At 71.4% G+C, this 21359-nt stretch carries 27 protein-coding genes; 13 read left to right on the forward strand and 14 right to left on the reverse strand.

Going from position 1 to position 21359, the window contains the following annotated elements; translation table 11 throughout:
• Window positions 1–9 precede the first annotated feature (9 nt).
• The 6 genes from ACLBXO_RS00355 to ACLBXO_RS00380 all read right to left on the reverse strand — a co-directional run bounded on the left by ACLBXO_RS00355 (window position 10) and on the right by ACLBXO_RS00380 (window position 4766).
• Window positions 10–903: an ABC transporter permease gene (locus ACLBXO_RS00355; RefSeq protein WP_331318092.1), complete on the reverse strand. Its 894-nt coding sequence runs from the start codon at window positions 901–903 to the stop codon at window positions 10–12.
• A complete protein-coding gene (locus ACLBXO_RS00360; protein WP_331318091.1) occupies window positions 900–1649 on the reverse strand; it encodes an ABC transporter ATP-binding protein in 750 nt (249 codons plus the stop codon). Before ACLBXO_RS00360 ends, ACLBXO_RS00355 begins: the two co-directional genes overlap by 4 nt.
• Window positions 1646–1888, reverse strand: a complete 243-nt coding sequence (locus ACLBXO_RS00365) for a hypothetical protein (protein WP_331318090.1) — start codon at window positions 1886–1888, stop codon at window positions 1646–1648. Before ACLBXO_RS00365 ends, ACLBXO_RS00360 begins: the two co-directional genes overlap by 4 nt.
• Window positions 1888–2322 (reverse strand): hypothetical protein, encoded by a 435-nt coding sequence (locus tag ACLBXO_RS00370; protein ID WP_081636452.1) that lies wholly within the window; start codon window positions 2320–2322, stop codon window positions 1888–1890. The genes ACLBXO_RS00365 and ACLBXO_RS00370 overlap by 1 nt, the downstream gene beginning before the upstream one ends.
• A 67-nt stretch (window positions 2323–2389) precedes the next feature.
• Window positions 2390–3373, reverse strand: a complete 984-nt coding sequence (locus tag ACLBXO_RS00375) for a YVTN family beta-propeller repeat protein (protein ID WP_331318089.1) — start codon at window positions 3371–3373, stop codon at window positions 2390–2392.
• 121 nt (window positions 3374–3494) lie between these two features.
• Window positions 3495–4766: an ABC transporter substrate-binding protein gene (locus ACLBXO_RS00380; RefSeq protein WP_331318088.1), complete on the reverse strand. Its 1272-nt coding sequence runs from the start codon at window positions 4764–4766 to the stop codon at window positions 3495–3497.
• 183 nt (window positions 4767–4949) lie between these two features.
• Here ACLBXO_RS00380 and ACLBXO_RS00385 point away from each other — a divergent pair, with 183 nt between their 5' ends.
• Genes ACLBXO_RS00385 through ACLBXO_RS00415 form a run of 7 tightly spaced genes read left to right on the forward strand, consistent with a single transcriptional unit; the run spans window position 4950 to window position 10440 of the window.
• Window positions 4950–5477, forward strand: a complete 528-nt coding sequence (locus ACLBXO_RS00385) for a DUF3280 domain-containing protein (RefSeq protein ID WP_331318087.1) — start codon at window positions 4950–4952, stop codon at window positions 5475–5477.
• Window positions 5478–5504: 27 nt separating this feature from the next.
• Entirely contained in the window at window positions 5505–6206 is a 702-nt protein-coding gene (locus ACLBXO_RS00390; RefSeq protein WP_447684133.1) for a (5-formylfuran-3-yl)methyl phosphate synthase, read from the forward strand.
• Window positions 6203–6778, forward strand: a complete 576-nt coding sequence (locus ACLBXO_RS00395) for an amino acid kinase family protein (protein ID WP_331318085.1) — start codon at window positions 6203–6205, stop codon at window positions 6776–6778. The genes ACLBXO_RS00390 and ACLBXO_RS00395 overlap by 4 nt, the downstream gene beginning before the upstream one ends.
• Entirely contained in the window at window positions 6775–8337 is a 1563-nt protein-coding gene (locus ACLBXO_RS00400) for a DUF6513 domain-containing protein (RefSeq protein ID WP_447684134.1), read from the forward strand. The genes ACLBXO_RS00395 and ACLBXO_RS00400 overlap by 4 nt, the downstream gene beginning before the upstream one ends.
• Window positions 8338–8341: 4 nt before the next feature.
• Window positions 8342–8932, forward strand: coding sequence for a DUF447 domain-containing protein (locus tag ACLBXO_RS00405; RefSeq protein ID WP_447684135.1), 591 nt, complete (start codon window positions 8342–8344; stop codon window positions 8930–8932).
• 21 nt (window positions 8933–8953) lie between these two features.
• On the forward strand, window positions 8954–9487 hold the full coding sequence (locus ACLBXO_RS00410; RefSeq protein ID WP_331318079.1) for an SRPBCC family protein: 534 nt from the start codon (window positions 8954–8956) through the stop codon (window positions 9485–9487).
• Complete coding sequence (locus tag ACLBXO_RS00415) at window positions 9484–10440, forward strand: YncE family protein (RefSeq protein WP_447684136.1); 957 nt, start codon at window positions 9484–9486, stop codon at window positions 10438–10440. Before ACLBXO_RS00410 ends, ACLBXO_RS00415 begins: the two co-directional genes overlap by 4 nt.
• A gap of 3 nt (window positions 10441–10443) precedes the next feature.
• On the opposite strand, the gene ACLBXO_RS00420 is transcribed toward ACLBXO_RS00415, so the two are convergent.
• Entirely contained in the window at window positions 10444–10644 is a 201-nt protein-coding gene (locus ACLBXO_RS00420) for a hypothetical protein (RefSeq protein ID WP_331318076.1), read from the reverse strand.
• A 74-nt stretch (window positions 10645–10718) separates the two neighbouring features.
• Window positions 10719–11888, reverse strand: coding sequence for an alpha/beta hydrolase (locus tag ACLBXO_RS00425; RefSeq protein WP_447684137.1), 1170 nt, complete (start codon window positions 11886–11888; stop codon window positions 10719–10721).
• Between the two features lie 119 nt (window positions 11889–12007).
• Between ACLBXO_RS00425 and ACLBXO_RS00430 the strand changes: the two genes are divergently transcribed.
• Window positions 12008–12271: a hypothetical protein gene (locus ACLBXO_RS00430; RefSeq protein WP_447684138.1), complete on the forward strand. Its 264-nt coding sequence runs from the start codon at window positions 12008–12010 to the stop codon at window positions 12269–12271.
• Between the two features lie 9 nt (window positions 12272–12280).
• Here the strand turns inward: ACLBXO_RS00430 and ACLBXO_RS00435 are convergent, their stop codons facing one another.
• The 5 genes from ACLBXO_RS00435 to ACLBXO_RS00455 all read right to left on the reverse strand — a co-directional run bounded on the left by ACLBXO_RS00435 (window position 12281) and on the right by ACLBXO_RS00455 (window position 15653).
• A complete protein-coding gene (locus ACLBXO_RS00435; protein ID WP_012319685.1) occupies window positions 12281–12736 on the reverse strand; it encodes a response regulator in 456 nt (151 codons plus the stop codon).
• A 191-nt stretch (window positions 12737–12927) separates the two neighbouring features.
• Complete coding sequence (locus ACLBXO_RS00440; RefSeq protein ID WP_331318071.1) at window positions 12928–13800, reverse strand: dienelactone hydrolase family protein; 873 nt, start codon at window positions 13798–13800, stop codon at window positions 12928–12930.
• A gap of 80 nt (window positions 13801–13880) precedes the next feature.
• Window positions 13881–14285 carry a hypothetical protein gene (locus ACLBXO_RS00445; protein ID WP_331318070.1) on the reverse strand — a complete coding sequence of 135 codons (405 nt, stop codon included), beginning with the start codon at window positions 14283–14285 and terminating at the stop codon, window positions 13881–13883.
• A 121-nt stretch (window positions 14286–14406) separates the two neighbouring features.
• On the reverse strand, window positions 14407–14901 hold the full coding sequence (locus ACLBXO_RS00450) for a DUF192 domain-containing protein (RefSeq protein WP_447684139.1): 495 nt from the start codon (window positions 14899–14901) through the stop codon (window positions 14407–14409).
• A gap of 146 nt (window positions 14902–15047) precedes the next feature.
• Window positions 15048–15653, reverse strand: coding sequence for a cold-shock protein (locus ACLBXO_RS00455; protein WP_331318068.1), 606 nt, complete (start codon window positions 15651–15653; stop codon window positions 15048–15050).
• 352 nt (window positions 15654–16005) lie between these two features.
• Here ACLBXO_RS00455 and ACLBXO_RS00460 point away from each other — a divergent pair, with 352 nt between their 5' ends.
• Window positions 16006–17025 carry a heparan-alpha-glucosaminide N-acetyltransferase gene (locus ACLBXO_RS00460; protein ID WP_447684140.1) on the forward strand — a complete coding sequence of 340 codons (1020 nt, stop codon included), beginning with the start codon at window positions 16006–16008 and terminating at the stop codon, window positions 17023–17025.
• Between the two features lie 45 nt (window positions 17026–17070).
• On the opposite strand, the gene efp is transcribed toward ACLBXO_RS00460, so the two are convergent.
• A complete protein-coding gene (gene efp, locus ACLBXO_RS00465) occupies window positions 17071–17694 on the reverse strand; it encodes an elongation factor P (protein WP_331318654.1) in 624 nt (207 codons plus the stop codon).
• A 191-nt stretch (window positions 17695–17885) separates the two neighbouring features.
• Between efp and epmA the strand changes: the two genes are divergently transcribed.
• The 4 genes from epmA to ACLBXO_RS00485 all read left to right on the forward strand — a co-directional run bounded on the left by epmA (window position 17886) and on the right by ACLBXO_RS00485 (window position 21359).
• On the forward strand, window positions 17886–18941 hold the full coding sequence (epmA, locus tag ACLBXO_RS00470; RefSeq protein ID WP_447684141.1) for an EF-P lysine aminoacylase EpmA: 1056 nt from the start codon (window positions 17886–17888) through the stop codon (window positions 18939–18941).
• Window positions 18938–19981: a lysine-2,3-aminomutase-like protein gene (locus ACLBXO_RS00475; protein WP_331318063.1), complete on the forward strand. Its 1044-nt coding sequence runs from the start codon at window positions 18938–18940 to the stop codon at window positions 19979–19981. Before epmA ends, ACLBXO_RS00475 begins: the two co-directional genes overlap by 4 nt.
• A gap of 16 nt (window positions 19982–19997) precedes the next feature.
• Entirely contained in the window at window positions 19998–20609 is a 612-nt protein-coding gene (locus ACLBXO_RS00480) for a glutathione S-transferase family protein (RefSeq protein ID WP_447684142.1), read from the forward strand.
• 99 nt (window positions 20610–20708) lie between these two features.
• A complete protein-coding gene (locus ACLBXO_RS00485; protein ID WP_331318060.1) occupies window positions 20709–21359 on the forward strand; it encodes an RraA family protein in 651 nt (216 codons plus the stop codon).

Here is a 21359-nt window from a genome sequence, read left to right on the forward strand (position 1 = left end):
CGGACTCCATCAGGTGTTGTCGCCGGCCGGGCCGCCGCGCCGGGCCATGATGCCGCGGCCGGGGTCGTAGGCGACCACCGCCATGCCGAAGAAGGCGAGCCCCACGCCCACCACCACGGCGCAGGCGACCGGCTCGAACTGGACGTAGAGGGCGTAGCGGACGAGCTGGACGGCGTGGCTGAACGGATTCAGCTCGCAGATCCAGTACAGGGTCTCGGAGGATTCCCGGATCCGCCACAGGGGGTAGAGGGCCGACGAGGCGAAGAACATCGGGAAGATCACGAAGTTCATTACGCTGGCGAAGTTCTCCAGCTGGCGGACCAGCGAGGACAGGAACAGTCCGATCGCCCCGAGCATGAGGCCGGTGGCCAGGAAGGCCGGCAGGGCCGTCAGGTAGCCGAGCCACGGGATGTCGCTCTCCCAGAAATACGCCACGGCCAGGAACGCGTAGGCCTGCACGATCGAGACGGCGACGCCGGCGATCAGCTTGGCGAGGAGGAGGAGCCAGCGCGGGTAAGGCGAGGTCAGCAGCACCTTCATCGAGCCGACCTCGCGGTCGTAGACCATCGACAGCGACGACTGCATGCCGTTGAACAGCTGGATCATCACGGCGAGGCCCGGCACCACGTAGACCTCGTACAGCACGTAGGTCTGGTAGGGCGGCTCGATGGACACGCCGAGCGTGTTGCGGAAGCCGGCCGCGAAGATGAAAAGCCAGACCAGCGGCCGCACCAGCGCCGAGAAGAACCGCTCCTTCTGATTGAAGAAACGCAGCAGCTCGCGGCGGACGATGCCGCCCAGGCAGATCAGGTAGCCGACCGCGTCGAGCCGGCCGATCCGCTCGGCCCGATCGCGCGGCGCGGCGGCGTCGAGCCGTGTCGTGAGGGGCGTCGGATGGGTCATGCCGCCGCCCTCCCCGGCTCGGCAACCAGGCGGCGGAACGCGTCGGCGAGGGCCTCGCCGGGCCTGCCGATCCCGCCGGCGCGGCCCCGGGCGACGATCCGGCCCCGGTGCAGCACCACGGCGTCGTCGTCGTCCGCGATCTCCTCGAAGATGTGGGTCGCCCAGAGCACCGACAAGCCCTCCTCCCGCACCAGGGCGCGGACGATCGCCACGATGTCGGCCCGCGACTCGAGGTCGAGGCCCACGGTGGGCTCGTCGAGGAGCAGCAGATCGGGGCGGTGGATCAGCGAGCGGGCGATCTCGATCCGGCGCGACTGGCCGCCCGAGAGCGTGCGCACCTTGTCGTGGCGCCGGTCCGCCAGACCGACGCGGTCGAGCAACTCGCCGACGCGCAGCTTCGCGGCAGCGCGGGCGATGCCGTGCAGGCTCGCGTGGTAGAGGAGGTTCTGCTCGACAGTGAGATCGGTGTCGAGCGTGCGGGCCTGGAACACGACGCCGAGCCGGGCCAGCGCCCGAGACGGCTCGCGATCGAGGGCGTGGCCGAAGATCGAGACCCGTCCCGTCTGGTTGTTGTAGAGCCGGGTGATGACCGAGAACAGCGTCGTCTTGCCGGCGCCGTTCGGTCCCAGCAGCGCGGCGAAGTGCCCGCGCTCCACCGTGATCGAGACGTCGTCCAGCGCGGCGCGGGCGCCGAACTTGTGGCCGACATGCTCGATCAGGAGCGCCGCCGGCTCGGGGGCGCTCATCGGCCCAGCACCTTCCGGGCGTCGGCCACGGCGTCGAGGCACTCGTCGAACTCGCCCTCCTTCTGCTCCCGCTCGGCGACCCGCAGGGCCTTCTTGAGCTTCGGCACCGCCGTCTCGGGCGGGTTCAGGGCCAGCGCGTCGCGGATCATCGTGATGCCCTCGGCGCAGGACGAGGCGTCGTCGGCCGCGACGGCCGGGCCGGCGGCGAGCAGGCAGGCGGAGAGCAGGAGGATGCGCATCACTTCACCGTCAGCGTGCCGGTCATGCCCTTGGATTCCAGGCCGTGCACCGACCACGTGTAGGTGCCGGGCTTGATCGCGACGAACTCGATCGCGATCTCGCCGGGATCGTCGAACTCGAGGTGATCGGGCGGGCCGCCGCCGTGGATCTCCTTGTGCTCGATCACGATCTGGTTGAACCAGATGTAGCGAAAGAACTCCGGCGCGTAGAACTTGTATTCCTGGCGCCCCTTCGCGACGATCCGCAGCCGGTAGGCCTTCCCCGATTCCAGCGTGATGTCCTTGTTCTCAACTACGAAATCGTTGCCCTGATCGTCGCCCAGGACCAGGTCGGGCAAGTTCTCCCGCTTCTTCGTCAGGTCAAGGGCACTGGCCGGTGCCGCGGCGAGCAGCCCTGCCAGGCCGAGGGCCGCCGTTCGAAACATGCGCGTCATGTCGTGTTCCACCCTATGGCCGCTAGGTCAGCGGCCGTCCTCGCTCGGCGCCCGTAGGTCGCGCGGATCAGTTCGGCGAGATCGCCACGCCCCAGGGCAGGAGCCCGACCGGGATGCTCTTCACCACCTTCTCGGCGGCGACGTCGATCACCGAGACGTCGTTGGAGGTGCCGTTCGTGGTGAACAGCTGCTTCTGGTCCGGCGTGAAGGCCAGCTGCCAGACGCGCTGGCCGACAGGCAGGTACTTCTCGACCGCGTAGGTCTTGGCGTCGATCACGGCGACGCGGTTCGCCGGGCCCAGGGCCACGAAGGCTTTGCTGCCGTCCTTGGTGATCCGGATGCCCACCGGCTGAATCGCCTCGTCGTTCACGCTCGGGATCTTGAAGGTGATCTTCTTGATGACGCGGCGCTGGGCGACGTCGATCACGCTCACCGTTCCGCCGACCTCCGCGGAGACCCACAGGAACTTGCCGTCGGCGGTGAACTCGGCGAAGCGCGGCCGGGCGTCGACCAGCACGTTGTCGATGACCTGGAAGGTCTTCGTGTCGATGAAGTGGGCCATGTTGGTCGTCTCGGAGGTGTTGACCAGGATCTTCCCGTCCGGCGACAGGCCCATCCCCTCCGGCTCCACGCCCACCGGCACCTCGGCGAGCACCTTGTTCTTCTCGATGTCGATGATCGTGACTTGGCTGTCGTCCTCGTTCGCGACGTAGAGCGGGTTCCCGGACGCGTCGAGGATGAACTGCTCCGGATCCGGCCCGGAGCGCAGCGAGCGCACCACCTTGCCGGTGCTCGTGTCGAGCACGTCGATCCGGTCGTCGTCGCTCGCGCAGACGAACAGCTCCTTGCCATCCTTCGAGACGGTGACCCCGCGCGGGCGCCGGCCGACCTTCCACGTCGCCGTCACGGCCATCGTGTCGGTGTCGATGACGCTGACCGAGTTGCCCTTCTCGTTCGTGACATAGGCAGTGAAGGCGGCGGCCGGCCCGCACAGGGCGAACCACGCACCGAGGGCGACCCCACTCAGACATGCCTCGACGCGGCGGCTCATACGGTTTCCTTCCCTTGCGACGGCCCGGCGCCCTGGGCGGACGTTCTCGGGAGACGTTTGTAGTGCGATTCCCGCGCGTTGCGAGGGCTTTGGCCGCTCGCCATCGCCGCAGGCCGCGGACTCATCTGAACTTGCAGGTGGTCTCCGGGAGGTCGACGCCCAGCGTGTCGAGGGGCGTGCGCTGGTGCAGGAATCCCTGCTCGGGCGCGACGGAGACCAGCGCCTTGGGCTGCACCACGATGATCGCCTGCCGGAGCTGGTGGTCCCAGGGCCGGAAGCTCAGCGGCACACCCTTGTAGGCCGGCAGCGTGAAGGCGGGCTCGACGAGGTACGGCGCGATCACGGCCGGATCGTTTGTCTTCTTGGCCGTGACGGCCTCACCGACCGTCCGCACCGCGGCCCAGACTTGGTAGTCCAGCGGGCGCATCAGCCGCGAGGCGAGCCGCCGGAACCTGTTCTGGGCCTGCGCGGCGCCCCAGGTCTCCAGCACGGGCGACCAGGTCGTCGGGGTCAGCGCCTGCGTGCCGCCGACGGGCCGCGGATCGACGGTGCGGTAGGGCACGTAGTCGCCCCAGTCGCCCTCTTCGTCGGCGACGATGGCCATGTCGTAGTCGAGGCCCCGGGTGAAGACCATCGCCTCCGCCCGGGTCGGCGTGTCGCCGCGCGCCTTGGCGAGGGGCCCGAAGGTCCAGGGCTTCTCGGCGGTGATCTTCAGCGCGAACTTCCGCGCCGAGTTGCGCATCGCGTCGGCGTACGCCTTGTCGGCGTCGGTCGGGCCGACGATCAGGAAGAGCTTCCGCCAGCGCATCACCGTCAGGTACTGCGCCAGGGCGTCCGTCAGCATCGCCCGCGACGGCAGGATGTGGAACACGTTGGCGCGGCACTCGGCGCCGCGCAGGCGGTCGTCGGGCGCCCCCGCATTGAGGACGACCGCGCCCGTGTCCTTGACGGCGTCGGCCACGGCCAGGACGGCGTCGGCGGGGAGTGCCAGGACCAAGTAGCGCACGCCCTTGCCGATCAGATCCTTGGCGGCCGCTACGGCGTCCGGCTTGTCGTCGGTCAGGGCGACTTCGTCGAGGACGTAGGTCTGCTTCGTGAAGCGGCCGGTGGTGTTGTTGTCGGCGATGCCCATCTTGGCGCCGGCCAAGCCCTCGTCCTCCGGCGCCGCCTCGGCGTCGTACGAGGATGGGGCGGGCTGCGGCCGGTAGATCAGCCCGATATGGGTCTCGAGCGCCTGCGGAGCCGCGGTCTGGGCCGGCTGCGAAGCCGCGGTTGGCGCCGGTTCCTCGGCCCTCGCCGCCGCCGGGGCGAGGGCCAGCGCGAGGAAGGCGGCGCGCAGCCAGGACAGGCGCGTCTCGCGCCGCGGGGCCGTGTCGGGTGCAGGATGGTGCATGTGGGCGGCCTCTACCAGCTTCCGCTCAGGCCGCTCAACCGCGGCGTGTCGTCCCGACGTTCACGTTACCGTCGTGGGATAGGCGGGCGCGGAAGTACATTGCCAAATTGTCCCTTCGCCCGACCTATGCGGGGAACGACGCCGCCTCGGGCGGTCGAACGCCTCGAGAGGAAGCTCCCGCCGATGCGCCACACGTCTCTCCGCGCCGTGCTCGCCTGCGGCGCCGCCGCGCTGTGGGCCGCCCTGCCCGGCACCGCCAGCGCCGGCGAGAAGGCCGCCGTGTTCCCGGTCGAGCTGTTCGATCCCGGCGCCTCATACGGGACCCGGACGCGGCCGGTGGACGCCCGGAAACTCACCCTCGTCACCGACGAGCTGCGCAACGCGCTGCGCGACAAGGCCGGGCTGGAGATCGTCGACACCGCGCCCAAGGCGGACGTCGTGGCGAAGGACGGGCCGCTCTACAAATGCAACGGGTGCGCGGCGGACATCGCCAAGAGCCTGGGTGCGGACCTCGTCGTGACCGGTTATGTGGAGAAGGGGTCCGGTCAGATCTTCAACCTGAGCGTCTCGATCGCCGAGGCCGATACCGGCAAGGTGGTGCGCGGCGGGCAGGTGACGATCCGGGCCGACACAGACGATACCTGGGCGCACGCGATGCGGTGGGTGGTGAAGAACCGCCTGCTCGCCGAGCCGCTGCCCGGGAAGTCGTGAGACCGCCCGTTCAAGTCCGAGTGTTTCGTGCCCGCGTCCTCCCTCCCGCAATACCCCCGGCCCCGGCTCCTCGTCAGCGTCCGCGACCCGGCCGAGGCCGAGGCCGCCCGCCTCGCGGGCGCCGACCTGATCGACGCCAAGGATCCCGAGCGCGGGGCGCTCGGCGCCCTGGATGAGGGCGTCGTGCGCGAGATCGTCGCCCGCGTGTCCGGCGGCGCCGCGACGAGCGCGGTGGCCGACCCGGCGGCCGCGTCCATCGCCGCCCTGGCGCGGACCGGCGTCGACTGGGTGAAGGTCGGCCTCGCGCCGGCCGAGCTCCGGGACGCGGCGGCCCTGGTGGAGCGCGTCGCGGCGGCGCCGGGCCGGCTGATCGCCGTGCTGTTCGCCGAGGACGGGCCGGCGGCGCCGCACGTGCCCGCCCTGGCGGCGGCCGGCTTCGCCGGCGCCATGATCGACACCGCCGGCAAGACCGGCGCCCGCCTGCCCGACCTCGCAGGCCCCTCCGATCTCTCGGCCTTCACCGCCGCCTGCCGGGCGCACGGCCTGATGAGCGGCCTCGCCGGGTCGCTGCGGGTCGTCGATATCCCCGGACTCCGCGCCCACCGGCCGGATTATCTCGGCTTCCGCGGCGGCCTGTGCCGGGATTTCGACCGCCGCAACGGGATCGATCCCCTGCGCGTGGCCGAGGCGCTGCGCGCCCTGCGGCCCAGCCGTCAGGACGCGGCGTGACCACGGTCATCAAGATCGGCGGCAGCCTCGAGGCGGATCCGCACCGCCGCCGCGCCCTGCTGGAGGCGATCGGCGACGGCGCGCACGGGCGCTGCATCGTGGTGCCGGGCGGTGGCGCCTTCGCGGACGCCGTCCGGGCCGCGCAGGCGCGGGAGCGCTTCGGCGACGCCGAGGCCCATCGCCGGGCGCTCGACGCCATGAGCGACGCGGCCGGCATCTTCCGCGGGATCGAGCCGCGGCTCGTGCAGAGCCTGGAGCCCTGGGCGGAGACCGCGCCCGCGCGGCTCCGGGTTTGGAACCCGCGCGCGCTCCGGGCCGGCCACCCGGACATCCCCGAGACGTGGGACGTCACCTCGGACAGCCTCGCCCTCTGGCTCGCCGCGCGGGTCGGGGCGGAGCGCTGCGTCCTGGTGAAATCCGTCGACGCGCCGCCGGGCCTCGACCCCGGCGCGCTGGCCCGGGACGGGATCGTGGACGGGGCCTTCCCGGGCTTCGCGGCCGGTTTCGGGGGGACGATCGAGATCTGGGGACCGCACCGCCGCGTCGCGGTCGAGACGAGGGCCGCCGCGTGAGCACCGCCGAGCACATCGTCTTCGTCACCGGCCGCCTCGCCCGGGCGCGGCTCGAGAAGGTCGCGGCTGGGCTCCCGAAGACCTTGCACTGGAGCATCGCGGATGCCGGCGTGAAGGTCGCGGCGCTCATGACCGAGGAGATCATTTGCCGGCGGGTCGTGCTTCCCGAGGGAGCCACGCGGGTCGTCCTGCCGGGCCGGTGCCGGGCCAATCCCGAGCATCTCGCGGCGCATTTCGGCGTCCCCGTGGAGCGCGGACCCGACGAAGTGGTCGACCTGCCGGCGTGGCTCGGCCTGACCGCCCGCAAGGTCGACCTGTCCCGGCACGATCTCCGGATCTTCTCGGAGATCGTGGACGCGTCGAAGATGAGCGTCGAGCAGATCCTCGCCAAGGGGCTCGATCTCGCCGGACGCGGCGCCGACGTCATCGATCTCGGCGGCCTGCCCGATACCCCCTTCCCGCACCTGGAGGACTCCGTGCGGGCTTTGAAGAGCGCCGGCCTGAAGGTCAGCGTCGATTCCTTCTCCCGCGAGGAACTGGTCCGGGGCGCCGGCGCCGGCGCCGACTTCCTGCTGAGCCTGAACGAGGAGACCCTCGATCTCGCCTTCGAGACCGACGCGGTACCGGTCCTGGTGCCGATGCGGCCGGACGACCTGCCCTCCCTCGATCGCGCGATCGCGCGCCTGCTGAAGGCGGGTCGGCCGTTCCTGGCGGACCCGATCCTCGAGCCGATCCACCACGGCTTCGTCGACTCGATCGCGCGCTACCGCGACACCCGCGCCCGCTGGCCCGAAATCGACATGATGATGGGCACCGGCAACCTCACCGAGCTGACCGAGGCCGACTCCCTCGGCGTGACCGCGCTGCTCGTCGGCATGTGCTCGGAACTGTCGATCCGCAACGTGCTGATCGTGCAGGTCTCGAACCATACCCGCCGCACCGTCGAGGAGCACGACGCCGCCCGGCGGGTCATGTACGCGGCCAAGGCCGATTCGGCACTGCCGAAGGGCTACGGCCGGGCGCTGCTCGCCCTCCACGACAAGCGCCCGTTCGTGCAGACCGCCGACGAGATCGCCCAGGCCGCCGCCGAGGTGCGCGACCCGAATTACCGGATCGTGATCGCCGAGGACGGGATCCACCTCTACAACCGCGACATCCACAGGGTCGGCACAGACGCGATGGCCTTCTTCCCCGACCTCGACGTGGCGAGCGACGGCGCCCACGCCTTCTATCTCGGCGCCGAACTCGCCAAGGCCGAGACGGCGTGGCGGCTCGGCAAGCGCTACGTCCAGGACGAGGCGCTCGACTGGGGCTGCGCGGCCGACGCCGACGTCGAGGACGCCACAGCCTTCAAGAAGGCGGGCCACACCCGCCATTCCGGACCCGACGCGCCGCCGCCCGGCACGCGCGACGCCCGCCTCGTCGGGCCGGAGGCCGGCGCGATCCCGCCGGAGACGATCCCGGATTCCGAGGCGCGCGCCGCCATCGCGCCCGAGCGCCCGCAGGACCCGCCGGCGAAGCTGGTCTGCGGGCGCCTCGTCGCCGCCGACAAGGCGTGAGCCCATGCCGTTGATCCTCGAGACCATAGTCACGACCGTGTCCCCGGAGGGGGAACTGCACCTCGTCCCGTTCGGGCTGATCGGCGAGGCGGAGGGCTACGTCCTCGCGCCGTTCCGGCCGTCGCCGACCATCGCCAACCTGGAGGCGAATCCCTGCTTCGCGGCCTCGAGCCCGCGCGACATCCGCGTGATCGCCGGCGCGGTCACGGGCCGGCGCGAATGGCCGACGCTGCCGTGCGCGGCGATCGAGGGCCGCCGCCTCGCCGACAGTTTCGGCCACGCGGAGTTCGCGGTGGCCGCCGTCGAGGCCCACGAGACCCGGCCGCGCTTCCGCGGCCGGATGGTCCACAGCGCCGCGCACGCGCCGTTCATCGGCTACAACCGCGCGCAGGCGGCTGTCCTGGAGGCCGCCATTCTTTCGACCCGGCTCCACATGCTGGAGCCCGACAAGGTGTTGACGGAGATGGCCTACCTCGCCATCGCCATCGGCAAGACCGCGGGACCGCACGAGCGGGAGGCCTGGGGTTGGATCGAGGACAAGGTCGCGGCGGCGCTCGGCCCCGAGGCGCGCGTCCTCGATCGCGACGACCGCTGAGGGCGGGAGGAGAAGGACAAGATGAAGAAAATTACCCTGGCCCTGGCGGCCACGGCGGCCCTGGTGGCGGCGACCGCGCAGGCCCACGGCCCGACCCGGCGCAAGATCACCGAGTCGATCGAGATCAACGCCCCCGCCGACAAGGTCTGGGCGGTCGTCGGTGACCTGAAGAATGCCGACTGGATGCAGAACGTGACCAAGACCGAGCTGACCGGCGACCCGGCCGGCAAGTTCAAGCGCGTGCTGACGCTCAAGAACGGCGACCAGATTTTCGAGACCAGCAACAAGTACAAGCCCGAGGACAAGCTGTTCTCGTACTACATCGATAAGGTCGACGTGAAGGACCTTCCGGCCAACGACTACTCTGCGACGATCACGGTCGAGCCCGAGGGCAACACCAAGTCGAAGGTCGAGTGGAAGGCCGCCTTCTACCGCGGCTACATGAACAACGATCCGCCCCCGGAGCTGAACGACGAGGCCTCCGAGAAGGGCGTCGGCGACTGGATCAAGGCGAGCCTCGCCAACCTGAAAGCCAAGGTCGAGAAGGGCTCTTGAGCCCGGCCCGGGGCCGCGCGGCCCTCGCCGTCGGCCTCGTCCTCGCGGCGACTGCCTCCCGCGCCGAACCGGCCCGGGAGGCCATCGTCACCGCCCAGCTCGGCGGCGCGGTCGAGATCGTCGACCTGGCCGCCGGGAAGGTGGTGCGCCGCATCCCCGTCGACGGGGCCCCGGCCGGGATCGCCCTCTCGCCCGATCGCCGGCGCGCCTACGTCACGCGCCCGGAGGGGCACGGTCTCGCCATCCTCGACCTCGACGCCGGCAAGATCCTGTCCGAGGTACCGCTGCCCGGCGGTCCGCTCGGCGTCGCGGCCGACCCGCGGGGCGGGACGGTCTACGTGGCCGACTGGTACGGACACCGCCTGTTCGTGCTGACCGAGCGCGACGGTACCCTGGTGCCGGACGGCGAGATCGCGGTGGGCGCCTCGCCGTCGGGGATCGCCGTCAGCCCCGACGGCGCGACGCTCGTCGTCGCCAACCGCGAGGCCGACACGGTCTCGGTCGTTGACGCCGCGAGCCGACGGGAGACCAAGGTCATCCCGGTGGGGCAGCATCCGTTCGGCATCACGCTCGATGCCGCGGCGGGTCGCGCCTACACGGCCAACGTGACCGGCGACGACGTCTCGGTCCTGGATCTCAAGGCGGGTCGCGAGATCGGCCGCATCCCGACCGGCCGCCGGCCCTATGTGATCGCCCTCGCCGGGGGACGGGGCTTCGTCACGGACCAGTATGCCGGCAGCGTCACAGCCTTCGATCTCGCCACGCTCAAGCCCATCGCCGACGTCGATGTCGGCGACCACCCGGAAGGGATCGCCGCGGATCCCGACGGCCGCCTCTACGTCGCCAACTGGGGCGACAACACGCTGAGCGTCCTCGACGCGAAGTCGCTCAAGATTCTGGCGACCATCCCGACCGGCAACGGACCGCGCTCGTTCGGCACGTTCCTGCGCTGAGCGTCAGCCCGGGCGGCGCTGGGGCGCCCGGCGGTAGGCGGCCCGGGCCATCAGGAGCGCGCCGCCGACCTGCAAGAAGCCGGTCTCGCCGAGATCCGAGGGGGCCAGATGCGCCTGGATCACCAGCCGTGTCAGCGCGTTCAGCGCGAGCAACGTCAGGCAGAAGGCCGCGGCGGCGAGCAGGCTGGCGACGAACTCGGGCATGATCTCCCTCCCGTGTCGAACGGGGAGAGATTAGCAAGCCTCGCGCCAAGGCCAAGCTGTCGAGGCGTCCGGTCTCAGCGCTTACGGCTGGCGGGCGCCGGCGCCCCGGCCTGCGCGGCCGGCGTGGGGCGCGGCGTCTCGACCGCGAGCCGCTTCACCGGCCAGCCGTCGCTCCAGCGCTCCATGTCGGCGAGGCGCGGATTGTTCTTCAGCGCCGTCGCGTCAGACCCGGCGAAGGCCGCCGCGGCGGCGAGGTCGAAGGTCTTCCAGAAACCGAGATAGTCGAGCGCGTCGACCCGGGCGAGATTGATCTGCGAAACCAGGGTCTGCTGCTCGCCGGTCAGCGCCATGTCGGCGGACCAGCGGAACGGCGGCGGCTTCGCGGCATCCTTGGGCGCGTCCCTGGGCTCCGGACCGGGCTTGATGGCGCCGCCGTCGAAGGCCGTGTCCACCCCCGCCGGGGCCGCCAGGGTCGCCGTCAGGGCCGGGAAGCCGTGATCGTCCGAGAGGGCCCGCACGAAGAGCTTCCGCTCCAGCGGGACGGCGCTCGCCTCGCGCAGGAGGCGCTTGGCCGCGAGATCGGCGGCGCGGGTGTCCTTGTCGCCGACCATGGTCACGATCACCGTGGCGGGATCGATCGTCGACAGGTCGGCGAGGGCGATGCCGCGGGATTTCGGACCGCTGGCGATGCCGCCGGGCGTCACCGCGAAGATCAGCTTCGGCACCGGAAGGCCCTGCGCCTTGGCGGCGGCCGCCAGATCCATGGCGAGCGGCGCCCCGGCGAGGTGGCCGATCATGGCGACGCGGCCGAGGTCGGGCTTGGCCTCGCCGTCCGTCGCGATCTCGGCGAGGGCCGCCTTGACGAGGGATTCGGCGATGGCAGGGGCGTCGGCCGGGCGGGTCCGGTTCACCTCTTGGAAGCGCGGGTAGAGGACGAGCCAGCCCTGGCGGACGAGATGATCGATCCAGCCTCCGTAGCTCTGCGGATTGACCGCACCCCATCCGTGCAGAAAGATCGCGACCGGACGCCCCGCCTCGGGCGCCGCGCCCGCGGCGTAGAATGCGTAGGTGGAGGCGGTGCCGCGTCCGAGCAGCCGTTTGGTCACCGTCGCCTTGCGGTCACCGACACCGCCCGCGCCATCGGCGGGCTGGGCCGGCGGCGTCGCCGCCTGAACGGACACGAGACCGGCCAGGGTCATGATCGCGGCGGCGGCGAGCGATCCGCGAAGAACTGTGAGACGCATCCAGGACTCGACTGAGAGACGCACTGCGTCGGCAGGTCAGAATGCGCTGAATAGCAGATTCTTTCGTCTTGGCGACCCGCTGGCCAGTCTCCCGTTTGGCTCGGCGGTGGAATCTATGCGTGGCTGCAGCCAGCAAGACCAGGACGGTCGAGCCGTCGCGCCAGGGCCGCCAGATCGGCCGGAACGTCGCGATCCGCGGCACCGTAGACGCTGAGCAGACCCTCGCGGACCGTGTCGAGAACGGCGGATTCCACCGTGTCCCGCGCGCCGGGTTTACGGAGAGAATCGGCATGATTGGCTGGGACAATCTTCATGGCGGCGTCGTGGATCAACTGCACTGGGCAAGTCCGGGCGCGGCGCGCTCCGGAGTGCCGTACAACTGAGAGGCCGCCTCAGGTTTCCAACCCGGACGGGATAATTTTGCCGCCCGGTCCGATAACGGACGGTCCGGAACCCGTGGAGGGCCGGCCCGCGGCCTGCTCCACCCAGGCGAGGATATCCTCGGCGCGCCAGGGCTTCGGGATGAAGGTGGCGGAGACGCGCAGGTCGCTCGGCTGGTCGCCCGCATCCCCCGAGGTGAGGAGGACCCGCACGCGCGGCCAAGTCACGCCGATGATCCGCGCGAGCTCGAAGCCGCCGATCGGGCCCGGCGTGCGCACGTCCGAGAACACGACGCTGACCTCGTCGGCGCGATCGTTGAGGATCGCCAGGGCCCGATCGGCTGTCTCGGCCTCGATCACCGTGAAGCCGGTATCCTCCAGCAGCGTGGCCGCCAGGAAGCGCTCGTCGGGCTGGTCCTCCACGACGAGGATCACGGGCTTCTGGCCAGGCTGTACCGAATCGCTCATGGACCAGGACACTCTACAGGGGCTGAACGGCGGTCGCTTCGATCGGTTCAACGCCCGAGCGCCGCGAAGGGCCAGACCCGCGCGGGCACAGATCCTCCTTGGATCCTTGCACGATTGTGAAGTTGTGGCCGTGTCTTGAGTAACACAGCCGACGCGGAACGCGCCCGATCGGGCGTCTTGATGCGTCTAATTCAGCCGACACCGTGCGACTTCAGGAAGGCCAGCGCGCGCGCCCAGCCGTCCTCTGCGGCCTCGCGGCGGTAGCTCGGACGGTAATCCGCGTGGAAGCCGTGCGGCGCGTCCGGGTAGATCACGAGCTCGACGCTCTTGCCCGCGGCCGTGGCGCGATCGCGCGCGCCTTCGACAGCTGCCACGGGGATCCCGGTATCGGCCCCGCCGTAGAGTGCGAGGAGCGGCGCGTGGATCTCGGCCGCCACGTCGCCGGCGGTGCGCGGCTGGATGTCGGTCCGCTCGCCGCCGATCGGCCCGTACCAGGCGACGGCCGCCTTCAGGTCGCGACGATGCGCCGCGTAGAGCCACGCGTCGCGCCCGCCGCGGCACCAGCCCATGACGCCGAGGCGGTTCGGGTCGCCCTTCGCCGCCGAGGCCGCCCAGGCCACCGTCGCGTCGAGATCGCCGATCCACTGCGCGTCCGGCGTCTTCGCGATGACGTCCCGGATGATCTGCTTGGGATCCGACATGGTCGAGAGATCGCCCTGGCGCGCGTAGAGCTCCGGGGCCACGGCACAGTACCCGGTCTTCGCGAGCCGACGACAGATGTCCTTGATGTACTCGTGGACGCCGAAGATCTCCTCGATCACCAAGACGATCGGGAAGGGGCCGGCGCCCTCCGGAACCGCCCGGTAGGCCGGCATCGGGCCGTCCGCCGCTGGGATCTTCACCTCGCCGGCCTCGATGCCCGCGCTGTCGGTGTGGATCACCTGGGCCTCGACGCGGGTGGTCGCGAGCGTCAGGCCGCTCATCAGGCTCGTCATCACGAAGCCCCGCCGCGACAGCGGCGGCGTGATCAGCCCGTCGAGTCCGGCCCGGTCGTGATCCGCCATGGTGCTCTCTCCCTCGTTCCGAGGATGAGGGCTAGCCGCGCGCGCCGGCCCCGGTCAAATCGCCCGCCGTCGTCTGGTCCTCAGGCCCCCGCAGCCGCCAGAGCTCGGACCGGCCGCGGGAAGGGCGCGCGCGCTGGCTCGGCGATCTCGCGCGGCTTCAGCATGTCGCCCAGGCTGACGAAGCTCTCGGCGGCCGGCGAGATCACGGCGCGGATTCCGTAACCCAGCGCGAAGGAGCGGATCAGGTCGGCGTCCCGCGGGATGCCGAACCGGTCGAGCGCGGCGAGGAATGCCTCGCGGAACAGACTCGGCCGGCACCAGCGCTTCTCGGCCATCTGCAGCGGCCAGTCCCAGAGCCCCTCGGCCCGGCGCATCGCCAGCGCGGTGCGGGCGATGAAGTAACCGGTCTGGCGGTGCTCGATCCCGTCCGCCTGCACCGACCAGTCGTCGTTGCCGAACAGCTCGACTTCAGCCGCGTTGCCCATCGGGTCCTCCGCCCTGAACCTGCCTTCCGGCGCGCCGGAACATTGCCGGAACATTGGCGCGGAACACGGCGGGGGTCAAGCCGCTTGTTCCCGGTGCGTTCGCGAATCCCCGGGCAGGACCTCAGCGCGCCTTGAACATGGCGTGCTCGATCCGGTCGCCGGGAGCGATGCCGAGCTTCGCCGCGGTGCCGGCGTTCAGCTCGAGCACCGCCACGACCGGGCCGCCCGACGGGATGATCGCTGTCGAGAGCGGCTCCGTATCGGCGGCGATCCGGCTGATCGTCCCGTCGGGACGGATGAACACCATGTCGAGCGGCAGGTAGGTGTTCTTCATCCACATGGTAACGGGCTGGTCCTGCTCGAAGTCGAACAGCATGCCGTGATCGGCCGCCATGTGCCGGCGAAACATCAGACCGCGGGCCCGCGCGGCGTCGTCGCGCATCACCTCGACGTCGAAGCGCTTCGGCCCGGCCTTCGTGACGATCGTCAGCGGCTCCGACTTGGCCGCAGAGGCGCGGGCGGCCGCCTGCGCCACAGCGGCGGGGGCCGGGACGATCGCGGTCAGGGCGAGGCCGGCGATGGCGACCGCGCGGGCCGTGCGGTAAAGAGATCTCACAGGCTGATGCCTCTCGTGGGATGGCGCGCGGACCCCGGGCCCGCCGCCCGGTGATAGACGACGTTGCGCGCGATGGGAATCCGGTGCCGGATTTTCTGAGGTCGGGCAATAAGATAGGGCGCGCCAAGCCGGTCCGGAGAGCGGTGTCAGTGGGACGCGGGCATCGCCCCGTCGATCAGCCGCACCTCCGCCGCCATCACGCCCTTCGAGCCGTCGCCGTATCGGACCAGGACCGACTCGCCGGGCTTCAGCTCGGCGATCCCGTAGCGGCGCAGCGTCTCCATGTGCACGAAGATGTCCGGCGTCCCGTCGCCGCGGGTCAGGAAACCGAACCCGCGGAGCCGGTTGAACCACTTCACAACGGCGGTCTCAAGGCCGCTGGTCGGTGTCACCGTGACGTGCGTGCGCGGCATCGGCAGTTCGGACGGGTGCACGGCCGTCGCCTGATCGAGGGAGATGACCCGGAAGGCCTGCCAGCCGCGGGGGCGCTCCACGGCCTCCACGACGATCCGGGCGCCCTCGCTGGCGGCCTGATAGCCGTCGCGCCGCAGGCAGGTGACGTGGAGCAGGATGTCGGGCGCGCCGTCGTCGGGCACGATGAACCCGAAGCCCTTGGACACGTCGAACCACTTGATGCGGCCGGCCACCTCGACGAGCTCGAGCGCCTCATCCTCGTGCTGACCCGTGTCGCCGGTTCGGGCGACAATCCCCCGCTCGGGGTTCTCCGGCCCGGATCCGCGTTCGTCAGACATGGCCGAGCAACCTACACCGAATCACGCCGCGCGCTCTCCCGGCAAGATTAACGAAGTCCTGATATCCGGGAAGCCCATTTGGCCGGCAGAACAGTGCCGCCAAGTTGCAATCTTGGCCGGAGGAGGCCGAGCCGCAACAGTCGATCGGTCGCAGGCTCCGGCGAAACTGGCGTTTAAGCGTCGGGGCGGCCGAGCGTTTTCCTGAGCCCGAGTCTCCCTCCCCGTCCGCCCGTGCGCGTCCCGACGGCGTTCACGTTTCCGAGAGCTGGCGCAGCGGCGTCAGGCCCGATCGAGGCGTCCGGCGCAGCGCGCGATGGAAAGGCCGGTCCCGACATGGTTTGGGTGCACCATCATGTCCGTTGATGTCACGCTCGACCGCCCCGTCGCCGCACCGCCGGTCGCACCCGCCTCGCCGAAGCGCCGCCTGCCGGTCATCGACGCGGCCCGTGCCGCGGCCCTGCTGGCGATGGCGAGCTATCATACGCTCTGGGATCTCGGCCATCTGCGGCTGACTGCCGAGAACTACGCGCTGACGCCGGCGGGACGGGACGTCGCCGAGACGATCGCCGGCAGCTTCCTGGTCCTGGTCGGCGTCGGCCTCGTGCTGATGAACGGTCGCGGCGTCCGGCTCCGGCCGACCCTCCTGCGGCTCGCGCGGATCGGCGGGGCGGCGCTCCTCGTGACCCTCGGCACCTGGGTCATGTTCCCGGACGCCTTCGTGTTCTTCGGCGTGCTCCACTGCATCGCCGTCTCGAGCCTGCTCGGACTGCCGTTCCTATTGCTGCCGGTGCCGGTCACCGCCCTCGCGGCCGCGGCCGTGCTCGCCGCGCCGCACGTCGTGCACGCGCCCGTCCTCGACGCGCCGGCCCTGTTCTTCCTGGGCCTCGGCTCGGTCATGCCGCGGACGAACGATTACGTGCCGCTCTTCCCGTGGTTCGGACTGGTGCTGGCCGGGATCGTCCTGGGTCGGCTGGCGTTGCCGCGCCTTGCCCGTTCGCGGCTGGGAGCCTGGGCGCCGCGGACGCGGCTCGGCCGCACCGCCACCTTCGCGGGCCGCCACAGCCTCGCGATCTACCTGATCCACCAGCCCCTGCTGCTCGCGCTGCTGACCGGTCTCGTCACGGTGATCGGCGCCAATCCGCGCGCCGGAGTGCGGGCGTTCCGCGCCGACTACGTGACGATCTGCGCGCGTACCGGCGGCGAGCCGCCGCTCTGTCGCATCGCGGCCCGCTGCACCTCGGAGGCACTGCTCCGGGAGGACCTGTTCCGGGAGGATGGCCGCCCCTTCAGCGGGACGGAGCGCCTGCGCGCGCAGGCGATCTCGCAGGGCTGCTACGCCGCCCTGGAGGCCGCCGCGCGCTCCGCGCGCTGACGGCCGGCGCCGGACCGCCAGGGTCCGGCAGCCTCGCGGACCGGATCAGTCCTTGGCGCGCTCGACGTAGGACCCGTCGGCCGTCATGACGACGACGCGGGTGCCGGCGGCGATGTGGGGCGGCACGGTGGTGCGCACGCCGTTCGACAGGGTCGCCGGCTTGTAGGACGACGACGCGGTCTGGCCCTTCAGCACCGGCTCGGTCTCGGAGACCTCGAGCGTGACGCGCTGGGGCAGCTCGATGGTCAGCGGGACGCCGTTATGGACCGAGAGCATCACCGCCATGCCCTCCTGGAGATACGGGGCGGCGTCGCCGACCACGTCCTGCGGCACCGCGATCTGCTCGTAGTTCTCGGGGTTCATGAAGTGGAACCCCTCGCCGTCGCTGTAGAGGAAGGTGTGCTCGCGATCCTCCACGAAGGCGCGCTCGACCTGCTCGGTCGTCCGGTAGCGCTCGGACACCTTCACGCCGTCCGTGATCCGGCGCATGTCGAGCTGGGTCACCGGAGTGCCCTTGCCGGGGTGGATGTTCTCGGCGAACAGGATCACGTAGAGCTTGCCGTCCTTCTCGACGACGTTGCCCTTGCGGAGCGTTGAGGCGATCACCTTCACGGAATTGCGTCCTGCATTGACATGGGGGTCGGCACGCGCCAAGCGCGGGCGCTGCATCTCGGACCCCGCCACTATCGCATCTGCGCCGCGGTTGCCAGCGGGCGGGCACGAGCCGTCGATGGCAGCCGGCGTCGGCCGCCGCGCGTGCCCGCGGTCCGGAGCCAGTCAGGGCCGAGGATGAGAGTGCTCCAGAAAGCGACGCGTCCCGGTCCGAGCCGGCCCATCAGGATCCCGCGCGGAGGCCGGTCGTGACCGGCTCGGGCTCCCCCTGGTGGTCGGTCGGTCGCCACGCCGACCGGCGTCCGGCGCTGCTCCTGCGCAACCGCATCCTCGCGGCGTTCCGCGCGTGGTTCGCGGACCGCGACTTCGTCGAGGTCGAGGCCGCCTGCCTGCAGGTCTCGCCCGGCAACGAGGCGCATCTGTCGGCCTTCGCCACGCAGGCCGTCGGCGCGAGCGGCGCCCGCACGCCGCTCTACCTGCACACCTCGCCGGAATTCGCCTGCAAGAAGCTCCTGGCCGCGGGTGAGACGCGACTGTTCAGCGTCGCGCGGGTGTTCCGCAACCGTGAGCGCGGGCCGCTGCACCATCCCGAATTCACGATGCTCGAGTGGTACCGGGCCGGGGCGCCCTACACGGCGCTGATGGCGGATTGCGCCGACCTGCTCGCGGGCGCGGCCGAGACCGCGGGCGCCCGCCGCTTCAGCTTCCGCGACCGGGAGACCGACCCCTTCGCCGAGCCGGAGCGCCTGACCCTGGCCGAGGCCTTCGACCGGTTCGCCGGGATCGACGTCCTGGCGAGCGTCGCGCCGGGCGGCGAGACGGACCGCGGGGCCCTGGCTGCCGCGGTCGCGGCCTCCGGCCTCCGGGTCGCCCCGGACGATACCTGGGCCGACCTGTTCTCCCGCGTCCTCGTCGCGCGGATCGAGCCGCATCTCGGCCTCGGCCGACCGACCATCCTGTGCGAGTACCCGATCAGCGAGGCTGCCCTGGCCCGGCCGGCGCCGCACGACCCGCGCGTGGCCGAGCGCTTCGAGATCTACGCTTGCGGCGTCGAGCTGGCCAACGCGTTCGGCGAGCTGACCGACCCGGCAGAGCAGCGCCGCCGGTTCGAGGCCGAGATGGCCGAGAAGCAGCGCGTCTACGGCGAGCGCTACCCGCTCGACGACGAGTTCCTCGCGGCGCTCGCCGTCATGCCGGAGGCGTCCGGGATCGCGCTGGGCTTCGACCGCCTGGCGATGCTGGCCTGCGGGGCCACCCGGGTCGAGGACGTGATCTGGACACCCGTGGCGGAGACCCGGCCATGAACCGGGTTCTTCGGAGCGCGGACGACCTCGTCTCCGCCGGCCTGATCTCCGGGGCGGAGGCCGAAGCCCTCGGCGCCGTGCTCGCGCGCTACGCGGTCTCGGTGACGCCCGACATGGCCGAGCTGATCGACCCGCAGGATGCCGAGGATCCGATCGGCCGCCAGTTCGTGCCTCGAGCCGCGGAGGCCGTCGCGACGCCGGAGGAGCGCGCCGACCCGATCGGCGACGCCGCCCACGCCCCGGTGACCGGGATCGTGCACCGCTACCCGGACCGGGTGCTGCTGAAGCCGCTCCACGTCTGCCCCGTCTACTGCCGCTTCTGCTTCCGCCGGGAGATGGTCGGGCCCGACGGGCTCGGGACGCTCACCGACGCCGAGCTCGACACCGCCCTCGCCTACATCGCGCGGGATCCGCGGATCTGGGAGGTGGTGCTCACCGGCGGTGACCCGTTCGCGCTGTCACCGCGCCGCCTCAACGCGATCGCGGAGCGCCTCGCAGCGATCCCGCATGTCCGGGTCATGCGAATCCACACGCGCGTGCCCGTCGTGAAGCCCGATCTCGTCTCCGTCGCCCTCGTCCAGGCGCTCAAGCGGTTCGGGCGGGCCGTGTTCGTCGCCGTCCACGCCAACCATCCGCGAGAATTCACCGCCGCCGCCAGCGCCGCCTGCGCGCGGCTGGTCGATGCCGGCATCCCCCTGGTCAGCCAGTCGGTGCTCCTGCGCGGCGTCAACGACGCCGCCGCGACCCTCGAGGCGCTGATGCGGATCCTCGTCGAGAACCGGATCAAGCCCTACTACCTCCACCACGGCGACCTGGCCCCCGGGACGGCCCACCTGCGCACGGAGATGGGCGAGGGGCAGGCGCTGATGCGCGCCCTGCGCGGGCGCCTCTCCGGTCTCGCCCAGCCGACCTACGTGCTCGACATTCCCGGCGGTCACGGCAAGGTACCGATCGGGCCGGGCTACCTGCGCGACACCCCCGACGGGGTGCGCGTGACCGATCCGGGCGGGCAGGACCACCCCTACCCGCCGAAGTCGTGACGGAGAATCCTCGACCATGCGCAGGCTTTGGGGCCGCCTCACCTCGGTGAACGTGCAGAAGGCGGTGTGGGGGCTCGACGAGGCGCGCCTGCCGTACGAGCGGGTCGAGGCCGGCGGCGCCCACGGGGTCGTCAACGATCCCGGCTACCGCACGATGAACCCGAACGGCCTCGTCCCGACCCTGGAGGAGGACGGCTTCGTCCTCTGGGAATCCAACGCCATCCTCCGCTACTTGGCCGCGGTGAGCCCGGCCCTGGCCCTGCCGGCGGATCCGAGGGCGCGCGCCCACGTGGAGCAGTGGCTCGACTGGCAGGCCACGAGTTTCACGCCGGCCATGCGCGACGCGTTCTGGCAGCTCTACCGCGCGGCCGAACCGGACCGCGGCCTGATCGCTGCCTCGATCGAGAAGAGCGAGGCCATGGCGGAGATCCTGGACCATCACCTCGCGGACCGGACCTACGCGGTCGGCGACAGCTTCAGCATCGCCGATATCGCCCTCGGCTGCGCGGCGCATCGCTGGCTGAACCTCCCGGCCGAGCGGATCGAGCGTCCGGCGCTGCATCGCTGGTACGAGCGGATCGCGGCCCGGGCGGGCGCCGCCCGGGCGCTCGGCGAGCCCGTCGCCTGACGGCCCCGCGGGCACTCCGAGCCTTGCCGGCGCGCCCGCGCGATCCACCTTCCCCGACCGCGCCGCCCGGACCGGGACCGGCCTTTCACGGAGCCCTCCATGGCGATCGATCCGACCCTGCGCGACGCGCTCTCCGCCGTGACCCCGGCGAGCCTCGCCCGCGCCCTGGCGCGGGCCGGGGTCAAGGCCTGCACCCCGCACGGTCTCTCGGCGCGTGACAGCGGGACCGTGGTCGGGCCCGCCTACACGATCCGGATGATCCCGGCCCGTGACGATGCCGCGGGCGATCTCGCAGCGGCCATCGAGGCCGTCCCCGAAGGCGCCGTGGTGGTCATCGATGCGGCGGCGTCCGCTCTCGCCCTGCCCTTCGGTTCGATCCTGGCAGCGCGCCTTGCCCAGCGCGGCGCCGTCGGCCTGATCACCGACGCGGCCCTTCCGGACGGGGTCGGGCTCCCCGCCTGGTGCCGCCCGGCCGCGGCCACCGGGTCGTTGGCCCTGGTCGGTACGCAGGAGCGCGTCGCCTGCGGCGGTGCGGCCATCCATCCCGGCGATATCCTGGTCGGCGATTCAACCGGCCTCGTCGCGGTGCCGGCGGCGCTCGCCGAGCGCGTCGCCCTCGAGGCCGTGGAGCAGCAGCGCCTCGATCTCTGGATCCAGCGCGAGGTCGAGCGCGGCGCCGACCTCGCGAGCCTGCTTCCGCCGGACGCCGCGGCGCTGGCCCGGTTCGAGGCCGAGACGAAGCCGGCCTGA

The sequence above is a fragment of the Methylobacterium sp. C33D genome (assembly GCF_053345825.1).

What these genes read in the sequence shown, in the direction of transcription:
- ACLBXO_RS00355 (WP_331318092.1), bottom strand. Translation starts at nt 903, where the DNA reads ATGACCCATCCGACGCCCCTCACGACACGGCTCGACGCCGCCGCGCCG.
- ACLBXO_RS00360 (WP_331318091.1), bottom strand. Translation starts at nt 1,649, where the DNA reads ATGAGCGCCCCCGAGCCGGCGGCGCTCCTGATCGAGCATGTCGGCCAC.
- ACLBXO_RS00365 (WP_331318090.1), bottom strand. Translation starts at nt 1,888, where the DNA reads ATGCGCATCCTCCTGCTCTCCGCCTGCCTGCTCGCCGCCGGCCCGGCC.
- ACLBXO_RS00370 (WP_081636452.1), bottom strand. Translation starts at nt 2,322, where the DNA reads ATGACGCGCATGTTTCGAACGGCGGCCCTCGGCCTGGCAGGGCTGCTC.
- ACLBXO_RS00375 (WP_331318089.1), bottom strand. Translation starts at nt 3,373, where the DNA reads ATGAGCCGCCGCGTCGAGGCATGTCTGAGTGGGGTCGCCCTCGGTGCG.
- ACLBXO_RS00380 (WP_331318088.1), bottom strand. Translation starts at nt 4,766, where the DNA reads ATGCACCATCCTGCACCCGACACGGCCCCGCGGCGCGAGACGCGCCTG.
- ACLBXO_RS00385 (WP_331318087.1), top strand. Translation starts at nt 4,950, where the DNA reads ATGCGCCACACGTCTCTCCGCGCCGTGCTCGCCTGCGGCGCCGCCGCG.
- ACLBXO_RS00405 (WP_447684135.1), top strand. Translation starts at nt 8,342, where the DNA reads ATGCCGTTGATCCTCGAGACCATAGTCACGACCGTGTCCCCGGAGGGG.
- ACLBXO_RS00410 (WP_331318079.1), top strand. Translation starts at nt 8,954, where the DNA reads ATGAAGAAAATTACCCTGGCCCTGGCGGCCACGGCGGCCCTGGTGGCG.
- ACLBXO_RS00420 (WP_331318076.1), bottom strand. Translation starts at nt 10,644, where the DNA reads ATGCCCGAGTTCGTCGCCAGCCTGCTCGCCGCCGCGGCCTTCTGCCTG.
- ACLBXO_RS00425 (WP_447684137.1), bottom strand. Translation starts at nt 11,888, where the DNA reads ATGCGTCTCACAGTTCTTCGCGGATCGCTCGCCGCCGCCGCGATCATG.
- ACLBXO_RS00435 (WP_012319685.1), bottom strand. Translation starts at nt 12,736, where the DNA reads ATGAGCGATTCGGTACAGCCTGGCCAGAAGCCCGTGATCCTCGTCGTG.
- ACLBXO_RS00440 (WP_331318071.1), bottom strand. Translation starts at nt 13,800, where the DNA reads ATGGCGGATCACGACCGGGCCGGACTCGACGGGCTGATCACGCCGCCG.
- ACLBXO_RS00445 (WP_331318070.1), bottom strand. Translation starts at nt 14,285, where the DNA reads ATGGGCAACGCGGCTGAAGTCGAGCTGTTCGGCAACGACGACTGGTCG.
- ACLBXO_RS00455 (WP_331318068.1), bottom strand. Translation starts at nt 15,653, where the DNA reads ATGTCTGACGAACGCGGATCCGGGCCGGAGAACCCCGAGCGGGGGATT.
- ACLBXO_RS00460 (WP_447684140.1), top strand. Translation starts at nt 16,006, where the DNA reads ATGTCCGTTGATGTCACGCTCGACCGCCCCGTCGCCGCACCGCCGGTC.
- efp (WP_331318654.1), bottom strand. Translation starts at nt 17,694, where the DNA reads ATGCAGCGCCCGCGCTTGGCGCGTGCCGACCCCCATGTCAATGCAGGA.
- ACLBXO_RS00475 (WP_331318063.1), top strand. Translation starts at nt 18,938, where the DNA reads ATGAACCGGGTTCTTCGGAGCGCGGACGACCTCGTCTCCGCCGGCCTG.
- ACLBXO_RS00480 (WP_447684142.1), top strand. Translation starts at nt 19,998, where the DNA reads ATGCGCAGGCTTTGGGGCCGCCTCACCTCGGTGAACGTGCAGAAGGCG.
- ACLBXO_RS00485 (WP_331318060.1), top strand. Translation starts at nt 20,709, where the DNA reads ATGGCGATCGATCCGACCCTGCGCGACGCGCTCTCCGCCGTGACCCCG.